The sequence below is a fragment of the Vibrio sp. 10N.247.311.47 genome (genome assembly GCF_041467535.1).
GTDB lineage: Bacteria > Pseudomonadota > Gammaproteobacteria > Enterobacterales > Vibrionaceae > Vibrio > Vibrio crassostreae_C.
Window position 1 is genome coordinate 19,666 of sequence record NZ_JBFSUR010000043.1, and the last position, 18,305, is coordinate 37,970.

Below are 18,305 nucleotides of genomic sequence, written 5' to 3' on the forward strand. Positions count from 1 at the left end.
TACGCATTTCTACCAAAGCGTTTCCTTATCGAATTGATCGTTCATTAGTATGTGATCGACTTCAACTTCTGTTTTATTTTACCTACCTGACACAGAATTATAAAAAAAATCTCTTTTATAACAGCTACTTGGCTTTATTGCTATTGTGAAATCTCCATATTAATAACAATGTTTCTTATGATCAAGAACACACTTTCATTATTCAGTGTTTGTATTAATTAATGCTGTCGATAAACTGAAATTAAAAGTTACCAGTAACATTTGTTGTAACGCTTACAAATACTTAAACTCTCATTAGGAGTTATTATGGAAGTTTTAAATAATGCGGTAGTTTTCACTACAAAAGTACTTGAAAAACTGCTGATTTTTCTCATGTGGATAATGGTTGCTGCGGTTGTTTGGCAGGTGTTCACTAGGTTTGTGATTAACTCTCCATCAACATTTACGGATGAACTTAGCCGATACCTTATGCAATGGGTCGGGATACTAGGAGGAGCTTATGTTTATGCTCTTAAGCGACACCTAGCTATTGAGATTTTAGTAACGAAGCTTTCTATTAAGCATCAATACGTACTAGCAATAATCATAAATAGCATTGTATTAATTTTTGCTTTTGTTGTGCTTATTTATGGTGGAACAAATGTAGTTCAGACAACACTTAAATTTAATCAAGTATCTCCAAGTTTAGTATTTTTTGGTTCTAACTTACCTATGGGCTATGTATATCTATCAGCCCCAATATCTGGACTGATTATTGCGATTTGCTCGGTTAATGACACCTTACAAAATATGAGAAATGTTCTTAATCTAAAAGGGGACAAATAATGACTCTGATGGATATATTGCTCACTGAAAACTATATAGCAAACATGCCAGATTTCATGTACGAGCTTTTACCTGTATTAATGCTTTTTGGCGCTCTATTTGTATTTTTAGTTATAGGTTTACCTATCGCTTTTGCAATTGGGTTTTCGTCTCTTCTTACAATATTCTTAAACTTCCCAATTGATAAGGCTGCAGTATTAACATCACAAAAGTTACTTGGTGGCTTGGATAATTTTGGATTACTAGCACTGCCGTTTTTTATATTTGCTGGTAATCTAATGAACTCCGGAGGAATTGCAAAACGCTTAATTAATTTTGCGATGTTGCTTGGTGGAAAGTTACCTGGTGCATTATGTCATGTAAACGTCATCGCCAATATGATGTTTGGTTCGCTATCAGGATCTGCAACAGCATCCGCGGCAGCAGTGGGTGGACTAATGGGGCCAATGCAGGATGAAAAGAAATACCCTAAAGGTTTTTCTAGTGCTGTAAACATTGCATCTTGTCCGTCAGGTTTACTTATCCCACCATCAAATGTTCTTATTCTGTATGCACTAGTAAGTACAAGCTCTGTTCAATATTTATTCCTGGCCGGCTATGTTCCTGGAATAATTATGGGGCTATGTGTTATGGCTGGTATATATATATTTGGTCGTAAGTTTGGTGTTCCAAATGAAACTATCACATTAGACCAACCAGTACTCAAAACAATACTTGATGCTATTCCTAGTCTCATGATGTTGGTTATTATTATGGGTGGTATCGTTGGTGGTGTATTTACAGCTACTGAAGCATCCGCTATCGCAGTTGTTTATAGTTTAATTCTAGGTTTTGTATATCGAGAAATTAAGATAAAAGACCTATCTAGAATTGTTCTTGATAGCGTAATAATTACAGCCATTGTTTTATTTATGATTTCAACATCTAGTGCGATGTCTTGGGCCATGGCTTACTCTGATATTCCAGCATTTATAGCTAACTTTGTGCTGAATTTCTCAGATAACCCAATTGCAATACTTATTCTAATTAACATTATATTTTTGGTTGTTGGTACATTTATGGACATGTCTCCTGCAATCCTAATATTTACACCAATTATGCTACCTATTGCCGGATTTATTGGCATGGATCCAATCCACTTTGGAGTAATGATGGTGTTTAACTTATCTATCGGTATTTGTACACCTCCTGTTGGAACTGCCTTATTCGTGGGTTGTAGCGTATCAGACACAAAACTAGGAGAAGTCGTACCGAAGTTAATTCCGTTATACATGCTGATTATTGTAGGTCTAACGGTAGTCGTTGCTTTCCCTAGTCTAACCATGTGGTTGCCAAGGCTAGCGGGCTACACAGGTTAAAGGAATATACAATGAAAAAATCAATATTAGCTCTATCTGTTGCAGTATTATCTTCATCGGTTGCATTTAATGCTTCAGCAAAACTATTGAAACTAGCGCATGCTATGCCTCTAGATCATCCTGTTCACCAGTCACTTACTTGGTTTGCAGACGAGGTGAGCAAGCAAACTAAGCACCGTGTTAAGATCTACCCCAATGCAACATTAGGTGGTGAAGAAGCAACTCTACAAATGCTTCAAAACGGTACTCTTGCATTTACAAAAGTTGGTGGCGGCTTAACGGCATCCTTCTCGGAGCAATACAATGTATTGTCTCTTCCTTATCTTTATAAAGATGAAGCAGACTCTAAACGCATCTTACGAGGTCCTGTTGGTCAGGGTATCTTAGAGTCATCGAAAAAAGACGGTTTTGTAGGTTTAGCATTCCTATCTAGTGGTTCTCGTGGTTTCTACTCAAATACTAAAATTGAAAAGGCAAGTGATGTTAAAGGCCTGAAGATTCGAGTACAAAACTCTCCAATTGATATAGACACAATGAAAGCATTGGAAGGTAGCCCGGTACCTATTTCATCTACCGAAGTATATTCAGCTCTACAGCAAGGTGTTGTGGATGGTGCAGAGAACAACATTCCGACTTACTTTGCAAACCGTCACTATGAAGTTGCGAAATACTACACTGAAGATCACCATACGATGATCCCAGATATTTTGGCTGTATCAACGGAAACATGGCAGCAATTGTCTGAAGAAGATCGAGATACTATTAGCAAAATTTCGGTAGGTCTACTTGATGTTCAAGATCGCTACTGGGATGAATATGTAGAAAAAGCGAAAGCTGAAATTATTAAGAATGGTGGTGAAATTGTAGAAGCAGACATCGCTACGTTCCAAGACAAAGTGCAACCGGTTTACAAAAAGTTTGCACGAGAAAATCCACAATTAGAAGAGCTAATTAATGCTCTACAAACATACTAGGAGCAATATCATGGGAAAATTAAAAGGCAAGAAAGTACTGCTTACAGGTGGTGAGCAAGGTATCGGTTTTAATACTGCTCAAGCTCTTATTGAAGCAGGGTGTGATATCTATATTCACTACTTTAGTGGAACTGAAGGGCCAGAAAAATTATCGCTCATAGCACAAGAACGTGGGCAAAAAGCAATGTTTGGTTATGCAAACCTCACTAACAATGTAGAGACTGCTAAATGTGTTGAGGAGGCCGCTGAGTTTTTGGGAGGGATTGATATCTTGATCAACAATGTTGGTGGCATCGTTGCACGCAAATGGCTTGGAGAAATTGAACCTGAGTACTGGCAAACCGTTATTGATGTAAATATGACGACTATGTTGAACGTGACACAATCAGCCCTCCCTTATCTAAAGGAAAATACTGAAGGTGCAAGTATTGTCAATTTAGCATCTTTGGCGGGACGTTCGGGTGGACACGCAGGCTCACTAACTTACTCAATGACTAAGGGTGCAGTTCTAACATGGACTCGTTCATTAGCCGCTGAGCTGGGTGAACATGGTATTCGTGTAAATGCGGTTGCACCAGGACTCATCTTGGGTACTCGCTTCCATAATCAGCACACAACGAAAGAGTCTGCTGAAAATACTGTAAAAGGAATCCCATTGGGCCGCGCAGGTGACCCAGATGATGTGGCAAGAGCTATCACTTATTTAGCTTCAGAGTATGATGGCTTTATCTCAGGGATTACTCTTGATATCAATGGTGGTGTTTACCGAATGTAAGTCATTGATAATTGTTGATGGCTTAGGGGCGCAATGTTATAGCGCCCCAATTATTTTGAGGAAAATATCTATGATCAAATCAAAAATTATCCACCCTGAACTACTTGGTATTCTTGCTAAATGTGGCCACAAGACCCAGATCTTAATAGCCGATGCAAACTATTCTTTTGTAACTAATTCCAGTGATAGTACTGAGATTATTTATCTGAACTTTGCAAAAGACATGCTGCCAGCGACGGCTGTCCTATCTGGTATTGTCGAGCTGATTAATGTTGAGTCAACTGCGATGATGGCGTGGCCACAAGATTTTGATAATACAATCCAATCTGAATATTTAAATATTCTAGAAGATGGTGTTGAGATGAACTTATTGGAACGCGCAGATTTTTACTCAGCTGTAAAATCCGATGATACCTTGCTAGTAGTAGCGACTGGGGAAACTCGTCGTTTTGCCAACTTGCTTTTAACAGTTGGCCCCGTAATTTCATAGTCTTTTACTATCCTAAACAGAAGTCTTGATGTTTTAGCTTAAACAAGCTGGCGTCGCCAGTTTGTCTGGGCGTTGTTGAAGTGTACATTAGGCAAAGGTAAACTTTTTAAAAGTTTCAAACTTTATTGTTATATTTTTTGTGCTGAAGGTGGTTGCATCAATTTAGTTTCAATCTTTATTGTCACTTTTTATCTATAGCACTATGTAGTAATAGGCTCTACATGAAAGAAAAGTTTTAAACTTTAATGTCCGCCGACAACGGTGACGAGAATGTTCAATCTGGGATATGTTCTTCAGTTGGTCATTTATCGTCTCGATAATGAACCGCTTGGACAACATCGCTCTATCCCAAGCGGCGAGGACTTTTGGCTTCATGTTCTTTCGGTGTGTTGTTATCAACGTAATACCATCTTCTTTTAAATCTTCGGTGAGCGCTTTGCTGATATAGCCTTTGTCTGCATACAGTTTGTCGAGCAGTCCCTTTGATAACTCTCGCACTGGTTTCCTATCATCAGTGTTTGCAGAAGTGAGTTTGGCAGCCACAATATCACCAAGGTGATTCGTGATAATGTGCAGTTTAAAGCCGTAAAACCAACCCATTGTTCCTTTCCCTCGTGCAGCCGTCCCTTTAAACACTTTGTGTCTTGGGATACGTAAGTTATGGCAGACTTTGATGCTAGTAGAATCAATGAACTCAATACCTGTAGGCTCTCCTTTCACATGGGTAAAGAAAGAGCTCAAAGGAACGAGCACAGACGACATTACTTCAAGAAAGCGTGTGTAGCTCAATAGTGTAGGAAATTCACGTTTGTGATATCGATGGATAATGCCAAGATAGAAGTTCTTGAAATCACGTTGGTGTGACATATGAAAAGCAATAATGATGGTCATTATTTCACTTTCAGACATGCGTCCTTTACGGTTCCGCTTACGTTCACCGTTTTCAAGTTGAAGTCTTTGCCATTGAGGTAGAAAAGCCTTGCAAAAGTCATCGACATGGCAAAATAAGTCTACTAGTTTATGCATAGCTGGTTCTCTTGCGATTGTTCTCTCTTGGTCGAAAGATCTGATCGCAGAGCCAGCTTTTAGTTCACTTCTATTTTTATCCCGAGTTCAGGTTATCTATGTGTCTGTCACATACAGATGGGTAGAGCATAAAAAAGGCCACCTAGATAAGGTGGCCTCTCGATGTTCGAACAAAAGTATTTACGTTAAATCAGAATGAAATTCTTCGTCATTTTATACACTCTATGAACCCACGGTCGCATACAAATTATCGAGTTAAAATCCACTGGTCATTTTCACGACGAAATAACATCGGATAATTACTGTACGTTTCGTTTGAGTTCACAAAGCCAATCGAATTCAATCTGACGATTTTATGATTATCCTCTAGAGTTATTCCTACCTCATCAGGAGTTCTGGGGCTCAAAGTCCACTCAGGATCATCAATATCTTCTTGCATACTCTCACGAAGCATTTGCTCTAATTCCCCTTTTTCGTAATAAAAGGCCGCATCACCCTCACGGTTACGCTCCGCAAACATCGGCATAATCAAATCAACCTCATTTACAGCCAACGCATCTTGGACTTTTTTGTATTCAATGAATAAATCGTCGACTGCGGCACGATAATCTTCTTCATTCATCTCATAATAATTCGGCAGAGTATCACTGTTGAAAAATGCCCACAACGGCAAACTATTAGGGATAGTGACTTGGCGTTTATAGGTCAATGCCCCTTCATATTCAATATCAACAATCTTCTCTATTTCATCTAGATAAATATCCCCACTTCCCAATTCAACTTGGTTATTATCCGCTAAGTGATAATGACCAGCCACAAGGCTCCCAGCCATTTCCGCTTCCGCTTCCGCTTGAAGTTGCTTACTATCAAACATCAATAACGGCAAGCGATAGCGCACCTCGGCATTGTCCTCATCTTCAACCAATAGAGCCACTTTGATAAAAGCACCCGGCATAAAATCACCACCACGCTTCGATGGTAATATTAAAAATTTAAATTCACTCTGCTCTGGGTGCATCCAGTGATTAATCGGCAAATCAACTGTGGTTTGATTCGCAGATGTATATTCTCTAAATACGGCTGCGCCATTAACGTCCAATTGATACCGTGCACCATAAGCATTTAACTCTAACTTAAAGACTGGTCGACCCTTTAACACCTTGCTCTCTCCTGAAACACTGAAACTTGAAATAAAAACAACACTTATTGCGATAAGCACTAGAAAAACATAACGTTTTTTAAAGATTAACATTGTCTAATATCGCTCCCTGCTGTGATGCACCTGTATCAAAAATAGTGATCGGCTCCAACAACACCTTTTTACCTTTTACTTCTTTTTTTATGAGAGATTCTTCTTCATCTCTCATACCACCACTGAGCTTATCTTTATCACCCTTTCCTTTCACTAACACCTTACTGTGGTAGCTATAAACCAACTTTACCCCACTAAAGACTGCTTTACCCGCCAACGCTGGCTTGTTATCAATTTCTGTAGCATACGATGAAAACAGTAGTCCAACCCCTTGCTCACCGTCACTCCCTTCAAGACTCATTTGGCTGCCAATTTGAACACTAATAATAAACACCTCAACCTTGGCATCTGTGACCGCTTTTAGGCTAATCCCTATAGATTGAGATATCTGACTCGCATCCGAGTCTTGAGTTGGTAGACAGCGACCGTCTGGCTGGAATTCCCATCCTAACAAAGCATCAATTCGCCCATTTATCGATAGCTCTATCCCAACATTCGCCGCTGTCTTCACTTTACCCGTACTGCTTTCTATACCCCCTTTGGCTGCCTTCCTTGCCTCTAAGATGGGGTCAGCCAGCTTACTCGGAAACACTTTCTGTATTACGGTAGTAATCACATCACAAGAAAAATTAAAGCCGATTAAAGGCTCAAACCTAAGGTCGAGGTTTCCCTTTAAACCAATGTCAGGACTTAACTCTCGCTCAACAAGGTCAACTCCTCCACCGACGCTTAACTTCGGAGGAGTAAAGCCTGATTTAAAGGCTTTGTAACCGTGTCCACTCTCTGCTTGACCAACAAAAGACTTAACCTGTTGAATAATACTGTTTAGCTTATTAAGAAAATTGGAAAAGCTGTTATCTGGTGAGGCCGCTTCAAGTGACCATTCAGAAGCCCCCATTCTTCCTTTAAGTGACGATGTCACCTTCCATTGCTCTTCATACTCAAGTGTCAATCTCCCACCCCATTGGTAAGGGTCATAAACATGAACTTCTGCGGAGGGCTGCTCTGTTTCACATCCTTGAGCATGAAGTTGGTAACGCTGATAGGAGTCATAGCCACGACTTAGGGAGCCAAGAAAGTCTTTTAGGCTAGCAATATTGCCTTGACCAATAGACGGTGGGTAAACCGTGAAATTAAAAGGGGTCTCTTTTTCAATGGTATCAACATTTGGCCCAGTCAGTTTTATGACAGGGCATAGAGGGTTATCATGAGCACAAGTCCCCTCTTGTTTAACGATAATCTTGTCTTCACCGACAACGGCAAAACGATTACTTGGGTTATCTAATCGTTGGTCTAGAGCATCAAACTCATAATTTCGCTCTGTATGCCCACAACTGAGGCTAAAAAGAGTTCGTGTGCACACGACTTCCTTATCTTCCGAGATAATAACGGGAGAGCTTTGAGGCTCTGACTTCGATGAGCCTTTGCTACTTCGCTCAAACTCGACGACAGAAGCAGATAAGGGAGGAATTTCTTCATAAACTGACTTTATCGCCTCTGGCTCTTTGAACTGATATCGAGCTGACCGACCTTGATAATCCGCAGGTCTTAACTTTTGCCTTAAGATTGCTCTCAGGCTAAATGGGACATCTAAGTTAACCTCAAAATCTCTATTTAAAACACTATCGTTAATCGGCAAGTTATCGACCAAAAGAACATACATCGATGAAGTTAATTCAAACGAAGGGAATATCCTAAACTTTCGACAGTAAAGCGGGAGAGCATGAGGGTGTACAATGTTATGGATTTCTCCCCTATGCACGTCGAAAGGTGTTTTTATTTGGTACATACCCAAGACTCTTAGATGGTAAAAAAAGCATAATAACGCTTCTCTTGCTGTTAATAATGGCCAGTTAAATAAACGCTCATATTCTCTATAAAAAACTTCATTTTCACACCATTCACATGCAACAAGACTAATCAAGACTAAAAACAACACTTAGCAGAAACTCATTATGCACGCTCATGCATTATACCATTAGGGTGTACCTAAAGATCATAAGTTAAATTTGACATCAAACACTGCAATGTCATAATCTAAATGACACATATATAAATGTCATAATTTAAGTGTCATTCAGGGGGAATTATGTACATCTTTGGCTATCTAAGAGCATCAACAAGTGATCAGAATGCAAAACGTGCACAAAACACCTTATTGAGCTTTCTACAAGAAAAAGGTCACCGTGTAGCTGGTTGGTATATTGAGAATGAATCGGGTGCATCCTTACAAAGACCTGAATTACTACGACTACTTGAAGACGCAGCAATTGGCGATGCAATCATCATTGAGCAGATCGACCGACTTTCACGCTTAGATGAAAAAAGTTGGTTCACACTGAAAGAAATGCTGAGCAAGAAAAAGTTGAAAGTGATCAGTCTAGATCTGCCTACTAGCCACATTGCCCTATCCCCTCAAGTCACCGACGAATTTACTAGCTCGATGATCAAAGCAATAAACAACATGATGATGGATATGTTGGCGGCCATTGCTCGAAAAGACTATCAAGACCGACGTCGCCGCCAGGCTGAGGGAATAAAGAAAGCTAAAGAGGAAGGGAAATATCGTGGCAGACAACCAAACCTTGAGCTCCATGAAAAGATCTACCAATTGAGAGTCATCAATAAGCTCAGTATCCATGATACAGCAAAGCTAGCTAACGTATCTCCTCGCACCGTCATACGTGTCGCTCAAAAACTGACGAAAGAACGTAGTGATACCGATTCGAACTGTTCGTAACAATATCTCCATATTGGGGATAGTGGCCTCATAGCTACGTAAAGTGCCAACTTCTTGTTTAGATATCAGATGATCCCAAAGCATTAAGCTTGAGTGAGTTATATAATTAAGTTGAAAATACGGAAGGCATGAGGCCTCCCGTCGTTCAAGTAGAAAACAGTTTAAGAGTGATTCGGTACGTGTGGCATCAGCGGTTTCATTGACTCCGGAGTTGCGTACCTCATCACCTTAACTGCGCGTTAAGTTGGGGTAGTGACCGGGTAGCTGTGATAACCGCCAACTTTTTAAGGACACACTTTTGCTACCTAGAATTTACAATTAATGTCTGCTAGCTGGATACCTAAACCGTCATTACTACTAAATGAGAGATCGTGCCCATTTCAGCGAGCAATTTAATATCCCCCTCCAGCCTTTTATTCATAATACCCTCTTTATCAATACGTAAGTCACAGGAATTAACGATGAAAAACACTCTAGCTTTCACTGCACTGAGCCTATTCCTCTATGGTTGCGGTGGAGGTAACTCTTCAAACGGGGATTCACTCGAGGTAATATTCAACAAGCGATGAATCGTTCAACACCTAATGTTCAAATACCATCCGATGAGAAATCCGTTACATTGCAACCTCAAAGTACAGGCGGTACGTATTAAGTTGTTTGGGGGACATCTCCTTCTTGACCATTCAGTTGATCACGCATTTTATCTCCTAGGATGCCCAACTCTCTATCCAAAGCCGTAGCCGTTACGGCGGTTTTACTTACTTTGAGGTTGTGGCGTTGAGCATGTTCTTCAGCCTGAATATCTAATTCCACCTGTTTGCTCAACACATTCACCTCTTTAGGGTGTGCGGATACATAGCCATAACGTTCATTGAGAACTTTTACAATCTCTGTAGATGGTAGTTGTAATTCTTCCGACAGTTTAGCTACTGTTTTAGCTAAACTTTTTTGCATACTACGTTGTACAATGTTAGACATAACAATATCCCTGTAAAGAATGAGTTAAAGGTAATTTAAGAGTTAGGAGTGTTCTCCTTGTCTCTGAGATTCATACTACGGAGAATAGTTTGCAAAATTCGGTGAATTTTTAATAAACGAGGTGAGTGGGTATGCTCGGTAAAGAAAAACGGTTGTTGACTGATATTGATGACCTACGAAGTCGGCATAGAGGTAATTACACCCCCATAGGTAATGGCGAGCGATACTTATTGCCTTATGAAGTCGAACTTAGAAAGAAGGCACACCATTTCTTTACCTCTTTATCAGAATATGATTTTCTAAATTCAAATCAGGAAAGTGAACTTAGTATTAAAGGCCTAAGAGAGGCCTTGCTGCACCTTGACAATACTGAGAAGCTGACGAGTTTTTGGGATAACTTTACTGGCTATGCGTTAAAGAAGTATCTTAACCAAATACTGACTACGAAGAACTGGCGTAAGACCTATTTAAAGCAATCAAGAGATAAAACACCCAAGCCATACCACAACGAAATGCTTAAGTGCTTATATTTGTTGGCACACCTACACAAGGCTGACCCGAGTTTTATTGGAGAGCTTGCTAAGGTAGATAACGAATGGTCGAGTGAACTAAGGCTGTACTATCCGAGACTAGACATTTTGAAATCTGAACAATTTTCAGCTTGTATGGCACAGTTGTTTAGTGACATCTTGTACCACCAACCTGAATGCATTCGAGTCGTCACGAAGCACTTAGATCAACTTGTCGACTTGCTCATTAAGCATGTAAATCATCCACAAATAGCACAGATGCTGACTTTACGTTCTGATGATACCGACGGTCCGGGACTTAAAATTCTAAAACATAGCCAAATTGCTACCATAACTCACAATAATGCTATCAACAGACGCTTAAAGGCCTCCATATCAGGCGATTACTCTAGCACATCCATGGAAGAGTTAGCGAGCTTACCTCAGCAACATACCATCGCTGAACATTACCATAAGGCCGCGGTAATTATGTTACGAATGCACCATCGTGGGCCAATTTCGCCAGAAATGATTCTTTTGCACCCGAAACATCTAACCGATGCGATTAGAACTTTTGCCAATGGCTTAGCTGCTGATGCGTTAAGAGGGTTAAAATTGGAAAGTGAAGGAACGAAGGACGGAAAAAAAGATACATCTCTAGCTGCATCGATTAGAAAGCTGGTAAACAAAAACCCTAAACCTCAACTTGAACTATTACAATCGGTAGAGATCGACTTTGCAGGTATTCCAGAGTTACATTCAAAATACTTAGAGTTGCGTGTCCAATACGTAGCAAACCACGAAAGAGACCCAGAAATAAACAAAGATTTTCTTGCTGGAATGGGGCAATCCTCCGGCTATGATACTGTACTAGATTACATTCGTGGCAATAATCTTGAAACCATCTATAAACACTTTAAAGAATATGGGAGTTCAGCAGGTTTACGTTTCCCAAGTGGAATACAGCTATTACCTGATAGATAGTGTAGCGGATGAGTGATTTTGGCTACTACCTTAGCTTTTTTGCAATACCTAAAATAATCCATTAAATGCTAATTTAGCAAAATCACTGGCAAACTTTTGTCCAGAGACGTGTGTAAGGTAATAGCTGTGCTTCCCACATAAAAAGTTCGCTACTTTAATGAAAAAATTAAGCTTTTCCCCAACCAGTCCTCCTCTTAAGCCCTTATAAATAAAGGGCTAACGGCTTACATTGGACTTTTCGCTGAAATGGGCGCAAAACCCCAAGAAGTACGACCGAAAAAATAAACTTAATCGGGTAGCCGGAGGTGTCTAGCCTCCAGCCCCCACACCACCCTGCATGCGGCTCCGCACAGGGCGGTTCATTTAGAACCCTAGCCTATTTTTCTGGGTAGGATAATGAACTGCGATCCATCCATCTCTTAGTGAAGATAAACCTGCTTTCTTCAAATACTCATTACTCAATGGGGATAAATGAACCTTTTATTAGCAATTACTCATTTAACAGTATGTACATAACACGCCTATAAAATTAGGGGTCATAAAGGGGGTTTAAGACTTTGACACGATCACTAATGCTTAAGAAAAAATAAGCCTTAGCCCTGCTAGAATCTGTAATGTGTTGTTGGTTGAATAATACTCGAGCTTTTTGTGGCCGTTCCACGAAATCAAGAGTATATGTGAGATAGCTTCCTGTCGTATGACAAAAGAAAGTAACAGCGCAGCCAGCTATTTTGTTGAACTTATTATGATTATTGATTTTGTGCTGGCTGTGGGGCCCGTCAAAAGCTTTCGTTGTTCTTTTTTAGTTTAATGATATTGAATGCTTTTGATGGGAGGTACTTTTAGCTTTTGAGTTGGATCGATCAATCTAACGTGGGTGATAGGGCTGACGTCGCTTCGCTCTGTCGGCTTCATACTGACTCTACATGCAAGCATATAGCAGTCAGCATGAACCTTAATTTCTAATATTCATCTATATATTTATTTATATATTAATTTAACTACGGAGTACTCATAAGCGCAGTAGTTTTTACACCTGCATTTTTGCCCTTTCTTCTATCGGTAACTTATTGCACTACCTTTTATAAAAAAACGAAATTTCTCTACTTAACCCACTTTTCCCAGGTAAAAAACAACAGAAGAGAATAGCTAAATCTTAGATTTATATTGATTTGGCCGCTAATTTGGTGGGTATCTATAGAACAGGCGTGAGTCAGCCTCCGCCGTTAAGCGGATACACACTGTTATTTAATGAGGAGAGGGTTGTGGCTCGTACTTTGAAGTCGTGAATAAACTTGAAACAAAAGATGCCGTTTGGTTTAACTTAGACGCATTAAAGATCTCTTGTAGACCCGAAGCTATCGTTCGGAAGCTCAACCATTCAAAACGTAAGCCTTTTTGCTCCATACGCTTACGAGAAGCAATAATAAGCTCACAAATATTGCTGTAGCTCACAACCTTTAAGTCTTTAAGGAAAGTCGTTGAGAATTGTTTATAGGAAGCTGCACTTCGTACTGTTCCCTCTTCAGCATCCACACAGACATTAATACGTTCAGTCGCCAGGTAAGAAGCCCTTTGTAAGTATCGAATCACTTTGGCAAAAGATTTAGGTGAAATAAACTCCCCAAAACGCAAAGCGTAATCTTCTTGTAACTGGTCGTAACTAATGGGCTTCAAGCCAGCCTCAGTCGGTTGACCAACTCGCCCCCCAATAAGGTCCGCATTAGTCAAGATACATGCTAGCCCCTTGGCGATTAATGTTCGGCATTGGATATTATTAATTGCAGCGCCACCCCAAGCAAACAAACCAGGGAAACGTTGAGGGTTATCAATGAACTCTTCACAGCCCTTTAAGATAAAAGCGTATTCATGGGGAAGATCAACCCACTCACCAGAACGTAGTAAACGGCGTTTAGAAAAACCAAAGCAAAAGTTAGAGTTGGTTTCCTGTTCACGGTTGACAATATCATGATGAAGCGCGATAAGCTCATGCTTACGAGCTTTACGTTTCGCACGATACTCTTTGTCGTATTGAGATTTAGTTAGTGGGGTATTTTGCTCAGAGAATGACATAACACACCCCAACAGAACTCAAGCACTCGCACAATGAAATAGGTTCACTGACATAGTAATGGCTTGGACTGAGAGTATGTTTAGATTTTACGCACCTAGGGCGCGGAAGTTGTAATTGATTCATATTTAGATTCCTGAGTTTGTAAGTTCTGCTTAGGTGGTAAGTCCAAACAGATGTATTAAATGTATAGTGAAAATCGAGAAAGATCAACGATCAACTTCATGATCTTCAGATACAACAAAGCCAGACCCTCAGGAAGTCTGGCTTTGTTGCTGAATGTTAGCATTAAGGAACCACCCTTAACCACTCATATGTTCTTAATACACTGCGTAAAACTCTACGCAGGTAGCGTGCTATGCAATGCACTCTGAACATGGATAAGTATAGTGAAACAGAATAAAAAAAACAACCAAAGAAGAAAAGAAACGCTTTCTGAATTAACATCACAAACCAACATTACATTGTTGCATAAGAACACAAATGTCATTAGAAGTTAATGACATACTAAAGGTAAGGTTTAGTTATGAAATTGAAGTTATTGTTTTTCTTTTTTTTGGTCTTTGGACTTACAGGGTGGGGAGTTGCTTTAACTAAGCCGAATAAACTTGACCAACTTTCCCCGTCTATGACCTATAACTATGTGAAATCTGTAGTTTGGTATCATTCTAGAGGGAAGTTAAAAGAGTTAGAAAGCATCCTGCTGAATGAGGATTTAGATGACGAAATAGCAATAAAACGTAAAATTAAAAACATGCTTAAACATCGCACCTCTGTCTACCTGAGAGAGTTCAATTCTCTTAATGCCCCCATTGAGAAGGTTGGAAGCCGCTATAACGATTTATTCAAATTTACTCCATTTTTGGATGATGTATACACGGTCGTTTTTTCTAATAAAGATGTTCACCATAAACTAAGCCTAGTCGCCGACATTATGGAGTCATATCAAACAAAAGCTAACGATCGATTACTTGATTTAATGAACAACAAAGGAAACTAGGTTATGAAAAAATTGCAGTAGTATTATCGGGCTGTGGCGTCTTTGATGGCGCTGAAATTAATGAGGTTGTGTTAACGTTGTTAGCTCTCGAGGAGCAAGGGGTAGATTATCAATGCTTCGCACCAGACAAACCTCAAACGCACACAATCAACCACCTTCAAGGTAATGAAAAAGAACAAACTCGTAATGTACTTGAGGAGGCAGCTCGTATTGTAAGAGGCAATGTTACTTCACTGTCGGAATTGAATGAAAATGAATTTTCAGCCCTGATTGTCCCTGGTGGCTTCGGTGTGGCAAAAAATTTATCTACACTTGCGTTTGATGACGCTGATTTCTCTATAGACGCAGCCTTTCAAGACATCATGATGGCCTTTGCCAACAAGAGGAAACCTGTTGGGTACATGTGTATTGCTCCGGTTCTTTTACCGAAAGTATATAATGGCGTACGTTGCACAATCGGTTGCGATCAAGATACAGCTAACATTATAAATAGCCTAGGTGGTATGCACATCGACTGCACTGTAGATAGTATTATTATCGATAAAGATCATAACGTCGTCACTACACCAGCATATATGCTCGCTGACAATATAAGTAGTGCTAAAAGTGGCATTGATAAGTTAGTAGAGCAAGTGGTATCAATGATTTAGGGTTAGTTTCAATGGAAAACACTTACGATATTTTTTGTTTTATTGGAGTAAGTATTTTTTTAGGTCTTGGACTTTGGTTTGCTCTGGAAGCGTTTTGGTTTCAAGCGAGCGTTGAGCCTATTCACACCTCTGCTCTACATATCCAAGCACCCCAAAAAACTGAACTGTTGTTTAACTCATCGGAAAATTTAGTGTTGTATGGCAGTGATGAAATACTAAAAATCAAGAGGGGAAGTACTAACCATCGCTTTATTAGCTATTTGTTTGAGCACGAAGGGCAAGATATCCCAATAGAGCAACTATATAGAGATCTAAAGCTCCCCGATAATACATACATAAAAAAGCTTATCGCAAATACTAAACTTCCAAGGGAAATTAGAAATCAAGCATTCGTTGTTAGCGCAAGCACGATTCATTTTAAGGTGAGTTTCAACTAAATAATGCAGCCTTGTGCTGCATTCCTTACCTTTGACAAATAGAAGAAATAACCCTTCCTAACACATCCACCTTAGACAGTTGTTGAAATGTAAGTAGCTCATCCTTTTGACTACCTAAAGATTGCAACCTAACGCCAGTTGATGTGAAAGATAACCGGCGGATTGAGACAAAATCCTGTGTTTTTAAAACATATAGTTTTTCATCTTTAAAGTGCTTATCTTCGATATCTACGATTAAGGTACTTCCGTCAGGCAAGACCTCTCCCATGCTATTCCCTTCCACTAAGATATATACCAGACGTTCACTGTGGCCCGAAGGGAGTAGACGCGCATCAACAAATACAGGCTCCCCTCCACCTTTGTAGGATTGAATTGATACCGCAAAACTCTCAGGAACAGGAGTCACTTTAGCGCTATCAACACCGACCCTCAACCATTCAAAGCTGACATTGTAGTGTTCAGCTAAGCGTTTCAATTTGGTATCTCTTGGAATAATTAAATCTTTTTCCCATTTCCCAATAGTTGTCCCTGTCACTTTTGCAATACGAGCAACATCTTCTTTTGTCAGCCTAAATTTAATCCTCAGATCTTCTAATCGTTGACCCAACGTTTGCATTTCACATAACCCTAAAAGAAGAAAAACACCTAAATTCTAAGACTCATACCTCACACAATAAAAATGAGACCAAGCCTTTAAAGGCGAAAGTCCTACTTAAAGGTTGATCATGCGGCCGATTTAGTTTAATTTAGAAACATGATTGTTATAGCGACACCGCCAGAAAGCTGACTAAAGGTAACCCCATAAGCAATTGAATATTATAGCTTTCTCACCATTTTCTCACAGGAGTGAGAAAAAAGAACAATTTCTCAGAAAATAAAAGTGTGATCTGATTAACGTTATTTTTAGGTATTTAAATCACTTTACTCGTAGCGTATTTGAGCGTTTCAACATTAAAGATAGAGATTGGTAAGCTCTAAAAATTAATGATGATCCTTTGACTATTAATTATGTTTTTTATTTAGGAAGGTTTTGTATGAATTCGAAATCAAATTCCATTGTTGACAACAATGAAATCGGGATCGCTTTTAATCTTTCATCAACTGCAAATAAAACTTTAACGAGATCGGCAAAAAAAGCAGAACGTGCAAAAAAAAGAGAGGGGAAACTTCGATTAGAAGATCACCTCAAGCGTTTTCCAGACTGGTCGTTGTAACAAATAACTTCGCCATATCAGCTAAAACGTATGGTCAAAGCAAAAGAAAAGAAACGCATTTGATATTAAAAGCGTTTCATTTACTCCCGAAAGTGCAGCGCACTCAGTTACTGAGAGACTGCGGACTTTCATAATTTTTACCGTGTGAAGTCTGTTTTTCGGACTTGGTAAACGCTCTTTAACAATTTCGCCGTGGTAGGTCGTCCCGCTCTCGTAGCATCGTTGGTAAACGAGGCTATTGATATTAGGGAGACCGAAGATGGATGCCTCAAAATCCATCAATCACACCCAACGCCTAGTAAGCGTGGCGGGAGCTGAACGCGCGATCAGCATAACGTGATAGCGCATTTTTATTCTTTGTACTGCTTTTGGAGGTCAGTAATGAAGAGAAACCGTGTTCGTACTTTTTGTGGCAAAACACCTAACAAATCACTGTGTGCTTGCGCTCCAATCAGTCATGCCGAGAAAGCTGTCTATCAAGCTTCGTGGGATAGATGTGCAGCCAACAGAGTGCAAGAGTCAACCGCGAATAGATCGGTCTCTAAAGACTCTGATTGGGATTTTTTAGAAACCGTTTTAGGGCGGTCATTGGATGAAAAAGATATCGCAAAGGAGGCTACCTGACGATGACTCGACTCACACGAAAATACATCAGAAAATTGATGTGCTGCGGGTTTACTGAGCGCGCCGCCCTCAAAATATTACTTAATTTATCTGAAAAAGACATGCAATCCGTAGTGGCTAGTTATGAGAAAACAGTCTTATATCTTTAATGCAAAAACGTCACACCATTGTTTTAACGGCGAAATATATCAAGCTCTCTATGGTTGAACCAGGCCATTGCAGAGTTTCTTTTTGATGTTTATACATCCCCAAAAAACCATCGCTCGTTACCTCGACTTTTTATCTCAATAGAAAAGAGCCTGCCTATCCGCAGCTCCCCTTAATGAATCAATCATCCATTCGACATGATTGTCACCTCATACCTCGAACGCTTGTTCGTTGCTATATCCAGCAGCTTC

General features: G+C 39.8%; 17 protein-coding genes and 1 pseudogene. 12 read left to right on the forward strand and 6 right to left on the reverse strand.

What is annotated here, in order from left to right; translation table 11 throughout:
- Nucleotides 1-306: 306 nt before the first annotated feature.
- From AB6E51_RS21550 to AB6E51_RS21570, 5 genes are all read left to right on the forward strand, one after another.
- Nucleotides 307-825 carry a TRAP transporter small permease gene (locus tag AB6E51_RS21550; RefSeq protein ID WP_154724081.1) on the forward strand — a complete coding sequence of 173 codons (519 nt, stop codon included), beginning with the start codon at nucleotides 307-309 and terminating at the stop codon, nucleotides 823-825.
- 56 nt (nucleotides 826-881) lie between these two features.
- Nucleotides 882-2,183, forward strand: a complete 1,302-nt coding sequence (locus AB6E51_RS21555) for a TRAP transporter large permease (protein ID WP_235612589.1) — start codon at nucleotides 882-884, stop codon at nucleotides 2,181-2,183.
- An 11-nt stretch (nucleotides 2,184-2,194) separates the two neighbouring features.
- Complete coding sequence (locus tag AB6E51_RS21560; RefSeq protein WP_372050000.1) at nucleotides 2,195-3,157, forward strand: TRAP transporter substrate-binding protein; 963 nt, start codon at nucleotides 2,195-2,197, stop codon at nucleotides 3,155-3,157.
- A gap of 10 nt (nucleotides 3,158-3,167) precedes the next feature.
- Nucleotides 3,168-3,932: an SDR family NAD(P)-dependent oxidoreductase gene (locus AB6E51_RS21565; protein WP_154724084.1), complete on the forward strand. Its 765-nt coding sequence runs from the start codon at nucleotides 3,168-3,170 to the stop codon at nucleotides 3,930-3,932.
- Nucleotides 3,933-4,002: 70 nt separating this feature from the next.
- A complete protein-coding gene (locus AB6E51_RS21570) occupies nucleotides 4,003-4,422 on the forward strand; it encodes an RbsD/FucU family protein (RefSeq protein ID WP_154724085.1) in 420 nt (139 codons plus the stop codon).
- Between the two features lie 219 nt (nucleotides 4,423-4,641).
- Here the strand turns inward: AB6E51_RS21570 and AB6E51_RS21575 are convergent.
- The 3 genes and pseudogenes from AB6E51_RS21575 to AB6E51_RS21585 all read right to left on the reverse strand — a co-directional run.
- Nucleotides 4,642-5,448: pseudogene (locus tag AB6E51_RS21575) on the reverse strand (IS982 family transposase); the annotation flags it as partial.
- Nucleotides 5,449-5,695: 247 nt separating this feature from the next.
- Nucleotides 5,696-6,700, reverse strand: coding sequence for a hypothetical protein (locus tag AB6E51_RS21580; RefSeq protein WP_372049999.1), 1,005 nt, complete (start codon nucleotides 6,698-6,700; stop codon nucleotides 5,696-5,698).
- Nucleotides 6,687-8,639, reverse strand: coding sequence for a hypothetical protein (locus AB6E51_RS21585; protein ID WP_372049998.1), 1,953 nt, complete (start codon nucleotides 8,637-8,639; stop codon nucleotides 6,687-6,689). The genes AB6E51_RS21580 and AB6E51_RS21585 overlap by 14 nt, the downstream gene beginning before the upstream one ends.
- 150 nt (nucleotides 8,640-8,789) lie before the next feature.
- Between AB6E51_RS21585 and AB6E51_RS21590 the strand changes: the two genes are divergently transcribed.
- The gene (locus AB6E51_RS21590; protein WP_372049997.1) at nucleotides 8,790-9,440 is read left to right on the forward strand and encodes a recombinase family protein; all 651 of its coding nucleotides are present in this window, start codon (nucleotides 8,790-8,792) and stop codon (nucleotides 9,438-9,440) included.
- A 648-nt stretch (nucleotides 9,441-10,088) separates the two neighbouring features.
- Here the strand turns inward: AB6E51_RS21590 and AB6E51_RS21595 are convergent.
- Entirely contained in the window at nucleotides 10,089-10,418 is a 330-nt protein-coding gene (locus AB6E51_RS21595) for a hypothetical protein (protein ID WP_372049996.1), read from the reverse strand.
- A 131-nt stretch (nucleotides 10,419-10,549) separates the two neighbouring features.
- Here AB6E51_RS21595 and AB6E51_RS21600 point away from each other — a divergent pair, with 131 nt between their 5' ends.
- Nucleotides 10,550-11,911: a hypothetical protein gene (locus AB6E51_RS21600; protein WP_372049995.1), complete on the forward strand. Its 1,362-nt coding sequence runs from the start codon at nucleotides 10,550-10,552 to the stop codon at nucleotides 11,909-11,911.
- A 1,248-nt stretch (nucleotides 11,912-13,159) separates the two neighbouring features.
- Here the strand turns inward: AB6E51_RS21600 and AB6E51_RS21605 are convergent.
- Nucleotides 13,160-13,984: a hypothetical protein gene (locus AB6E51_RS21605; RefSeq protein WP_372049994.1), complete on the reverse strand. Its 825-nt coding sequence runs from the start codon at nucleotides 13,982-13,984 to the stop codon at nucleotides 13,160-13,162.
- A 524-nt stretch (nucleotides 13,985-14,508) separates the two neighbouring features.
- Between AB6E51_RS21605 and AB6E51_RS21610 the strand changes: the two genes are divergently transcribed.
- Genes AB6E51_RS21610 through AB6E51_RS21620 form a run of 3 tightly spaced genes read left to right on the forward strand, consistent with a single transcriptional unit; the run spans nucleotide 14,509 to nucleotide 16,069 of the window.
- Entirely contained in the window at nucleotides 14,509-14,982 is a 474-nt protein-coding gene (locus AB6E51_RS21610; protein WP_372049993.1) for a hypothetical protein, read from the forward strand.
- A gap of 11 nt (nucleotides 14,983-14,993) precedes the next feature.
- The gene (elbB, locus tag AB6E51_RS21615) at nucleotides 14,994-15,632 is read left to right on the forward strand and encodes an isoprenoid biosynthesis glyoxalase ElbB (RefSeq protein WP_372050021.1); all 639 of its coding nucleotides are present in this window, start codon (nucleotides 14,994-14,996) and stop codon (nucleotides 15,630-15,632) included.
- Nucleotides 15,633-15,643: 11 nt separating this feature from the next.
- The gene (locus AB6E51_RS21620) at nucleotides 15,644-16,069 is read left to right on the forward strand and encodes a hypothetical protein (protein ID WP_372049992.1); all 426 of its coding nucleotides are present in this window, start codon (nucleotides 15,644-15,646) and stop codon (nucleotides 16,067-16,069) included.
- Between the two features lie 25 nt (nucleotides 16,070-16,094).
- Here the strand turns inward: AB6E51_RS21620 and AB6E51_RS21625 are convergent, their stop codons facing one another.
- Nucleotides 16,095-16,685 (reverse strand): XRE family transcriptional regulator, encoded by a 591-nt coding sequence (locus tag AB6E51_RS21625; RefSeq protein WP_372049991.1) that lies wholly within the window; start codon nucleotides 16,683-16,685, stop codon nucleotides 16,095-16,097.
- Between the two features lie 418 nt (nucleotides 16,686-17,103).
- Here AB6E51_RS21625 and AB6E51_RS21630 point away from each other — a divergent pair, with 418 nt between their 5' ends.
- Both AB6E51_RS21630 and AB6E51_RS21635 read left to right on the forward strand, forming a co-directional pair.
- A complete protein-coding gene (locus AB6E51_RS21630) occupies nucleotides 17,104-17,283 on the forward strand; it encodes a TraY domain-containing protein (protein ID WP_102332398.1) in 180 nt (59 codons plus the stop codon).
- Between the two features lie 381 nt (nucleotides 17,284-17,664).
- On the forward strand, nucleotides 17,665-17,907 hold the full coding sequence (locus tag AB6E51_RS21635; RefSeq protein ID WP_102332399.1) for a hypothetical protein: 243 nt from the start codon (nucleotides 17,665-17,667) through the stop codon (nucleotides 17,905-17,907).
- The last annotated feature ends 398 nt before the right edge of the window (nucleotides 17,908-18,305 follow it).